This window comes from Sphingomonas bacterium (assembly GCF_903643065.1).
Lineage (GTDB): Bacteria > Pseudomonadota > Alphaproteobacteria > Sphingomonadales > Sphingomonadaceae > Sphingomonas.
Genome location: NZ_CAHJWX010000353.1, coordinates 1 through 3,249 on the forward strand (window position 1 = coordinate 1; position 3,249 = coordinate 3,249).

The 3,249-nt window shown below is 71.1% G+C and carries 2 protein-coding genes and 1 pseudogene; all 3 read left to right on the forward strand.

All coding sequences use genetic code 11. The features are described 5' to 3' along the window. Positions 1–191: pseudogene (locus HUU95_RS11885) on the forward strand (efflux transporter periplasmic adaptor subunit); the annotation flags it as partial. A 7-nt stretch (positions 192–198) separates the two neighbouring features. Next, positions 199–879 carry an ABC transporter ATP-binding protein gene (locus HUU95_RS11890; protein WP_174280301.1) on the forward strand — a complete coding sequence of 227 codons (681 nt, stop codon included), beginning with the start codon at positions 199–201 and terminating at the stop codon, positions 877–879. A gap of 1 nt (position 880) precedes the next feature. Then, positions 881–3,249: FtsX-like permease family protein (locus tag HUU95_RS11895; RefSeq protein ID WP_174280302.1), on the forward strand; the 2,369-nt coding region annotated here is incomplete at its 3' end.

Consider the following 3,249-nt stretch of genomic DNA (forward strand, 5'->3'; position numbering starts at 1 on the left):
GCTGGCTCGACGCGGGCGGAACGGTCGCCTTCGTGCTCGACGGCGAGCGCCGCGCCGTGCGCCGGACGATCGCCACCGGCCGCCGCAACCCCGATCAGGTCGAGGTCACCGCCGGCCTCGCGCCCGGCGAGCGCATCGTGACCACCGCGCTCGGCCCCTACGCCGCCTACCAGACCCTCCTGCTCCGATAGGAACGCCATGATCCAGCTCCAGGACGTCAGCCGCACTTACGCCTCCGACGAGGTCGAGACGACCGCGCTCGCCGACATCGACCTGGCGGTCGAGGCGGGCGAGTTCGTCGCGATCATGGGCCCGTCGGGCTGCGGCAAGTCGACCCTCCTCAACGTGCTGGGCACGATCGACCGGCCTTCGGGCGGCCGCTACCTGTTCGAGGGCGCGGACATCGCCGCCGCGCCCGAGGCGTCGCTCGCCCGGCTGCGGCGCGACCGGCTGGGCTTCGTGTTCCAGAGCTTCAACCTGATCGACGAGTTGACGATCGCGGAGAACGTCGCGCTCGGCCTCGCCTATCGCGCGATGCCGGGACGGGAGAAGAAGGAGCGCGTCGTCGCGGCGATGGACCGGGTCGGCATCGCGCACCGGCGCGGCTACCACCCGCACCAGCTGTCGGGCGGACAGCAGCAGCGCGCCGCCATCGCCCGCGCCATCGTCGGCGAGCCCAAGCTGATCCTCGCAGACGAGCCGACCGGCAACCTCGACAGCGACAACGGCGCTCAGGTGATGGACATCCTGCAGGAGCTCAACGGCGACGGCGCGACCATCGTGATGGTGACGCACAGCCCCGCCCACGCCGACGTCGCCAAGCGCACCGTCCACATGCTCGACGGCCGCATCCTGTCCTCCGCGCGCCGGATGGCCTGAGATGCTGACCTCGCTCTACCGCTCGCTCACCCGCCACCGCCTGTTCGCCGCGCTCAACATCGGCGGGCTGGCGTTGGGGATCGCGACGTTCGGCATACTCACCTTGTTCGTTCGCTGGGAGCGCGGTTGGGATCGCTGGTTGCCCGGGGCCGACCGCTTATGGATTGTGCAGCAGACGTTCCACTTTCCCGGCGCGCCGCCAGAGCCGATCGACCTGACCATGCCGGCGCTGCTGGACGATCTCCGCGCCGAACTCCCAGGCACACGCGGTGTCCGCGTGATGCCCGTAACGGCATCAGTTCGTCACGAGGGCGTCGCCACGCGCGAGAAGCTGTCGCTGGTGGACCCGCAACTCTTTTTCTTGTTCGGCCAGCGATTCGTCGCGGGCGATCCGCGCGACGCGCTGGCCCGCCCGGACGGCTTGGTGCTGGCCCGCAAGGTCGCGGACCGGTACTTCGCACCCGGTCGCGCCCTGGGCGGCTCGCTGGACCTGTCGATCAACGGCGCGATCTTGCGCTACCACGTGACCGGCATCATCGCCGACTCATCCGGCGACACCAGCCTGCCGATGACGATGGCGGCTCCGCTGGATGCCTCCCGCTTCCCACAGCCCGATGGCGACAATTGGGCGCATCCTCAGGTCTACACGGTCCTGCGACTGCCCGACCAAGCGGCGGCGAGTGCGGTGGAGCGCAGGTTGCCGGCGCTCGTGACGCGGCATGGACGCGCGCTCGGGCCGGACCCGGCGCGGATCGTCACCTTGTCGCTGCGCCCGCTGACTGGCCTGCATCTCCAGCGGGCGACCGAACGAGCGATCGTCACGACGCTGGGCATCGTCGGCCTGCTCGCGCTCGCGCTCGCCATCGTCAACTACGTCAATCTGGCGACCGCGCAGGCGGGGACGCGCGCGCGCGAGGTGGCTCTGCGCAAGGCGGTGGGCGCCACGCGCGCCGCGCTGATCGCGCAGTTCACGGGCGAGGCGGTCGCGACGGCGGCGCTCGCCACGCTGATCGGATTGGCGCTCGCGGAACTCGCGATGCCCTTCGTCAATGCGGCGAGCGGCGCGTCGCTGGCCATCGTCTACGTCGGCAGGGACAGCATCCTGCCGGCGGCCGCGCTGCTCGCGCTAAGCGTCGGCGTGATCGCCGGCGTACACCCGGCGTTGCTGCTCTCGCGGTTCCGGCCCGCCGCCGTGCTGGCCGCTGCGCGCGCGCCCGGCGGTGGCCGGGCGGGAAGCCGGATGCGTCAGGTTCTGGTGACCGGCCAGTTCACGGTCGCGATCGCACTGAGCATCGGGACGGCGGTGATCCTCGCGCAGGCGCGCCATCTCGAACGCGCCGACCTCGGCTTCCGGCGCGACGGCGTGATCCTGGTGACCAGCTTCAACGATCCAGCGCTCGGCGATCGCCGCGACCGCCTTCGCGCGGCGTTGGGCACCCTGCCGGGCGTGACGAGCGTCACGGTGAGCGACGACGCGCCCGCGTTCCGCATCGCTCAGTCGCTGGGCGAGATCGGTCGATCCGCCATGACGGCCCCATTGCCGACCGCGCATCTCGTCTCCGTCGGTCCGGGCTTCTTCGACACGTATCGACCCCGGCTGCTTGCCGGCCGCTTTCCGGACGACGCGCATGCCGCCGACGCGGTACGTGGCGATGATCCCGCGACGCTCGCATCAGCGGAGCACGGCGTCGCCGTGACCCGGGGAACGACGGCGGCGTTGGGCTTCGCCAGCCCCGACCGAGCGATCGGGCAAATCTTTCAGCTCAGCCACGCGGCCCCGCTCCGGATCATCGGCGTCATCGACGACCTCCACTTCGGCTCGCCGCGCGAGGCGGTGACTAATACCGTGCTGTTCTATCACCCGGACGGGCCGCCGATCCAGATACTCGCGCTGCGGTTCATCAACGTCGATGACCGACAAGTGCTCGCCGCGGCCGCGACGGCGTGGCGTCGGATCGCGCCCGCCGTTCCGTTCGAGGCGCGAACGGCGGCGGCGCAATTGTTCAACGAATATTACCGCGCCGACGCGCAACGTTCCCGCCTGTTCACGATCGGCGCGGTGCTGGCGGTGGTGATCGGGTGCATCGGGCTGTACGGTCTCGCCGCCTTCGACACCGCGCGGCGGGTGAAGGAGATCGGCATCAGGAAGACGCTGGGCGCGTCGACCGGCGACGTGCTGCGGCTGCTCGTCGGGCAGTTCCTGCGGCCGGTGCTGGTCGCCAACCTGCTCGCCTGGCCGATCGCGTTCGTGGCGATGCGGCGGTGGCTGTCGGGGTTCGACGACCGGGTGGCGCTGTCGCCGCTGTTCTTCGTCGGCGCGAGCGCGGCGGCGGTGCTGATCGCGGCCGCCACCGTCGCCGGCCAGGCCTG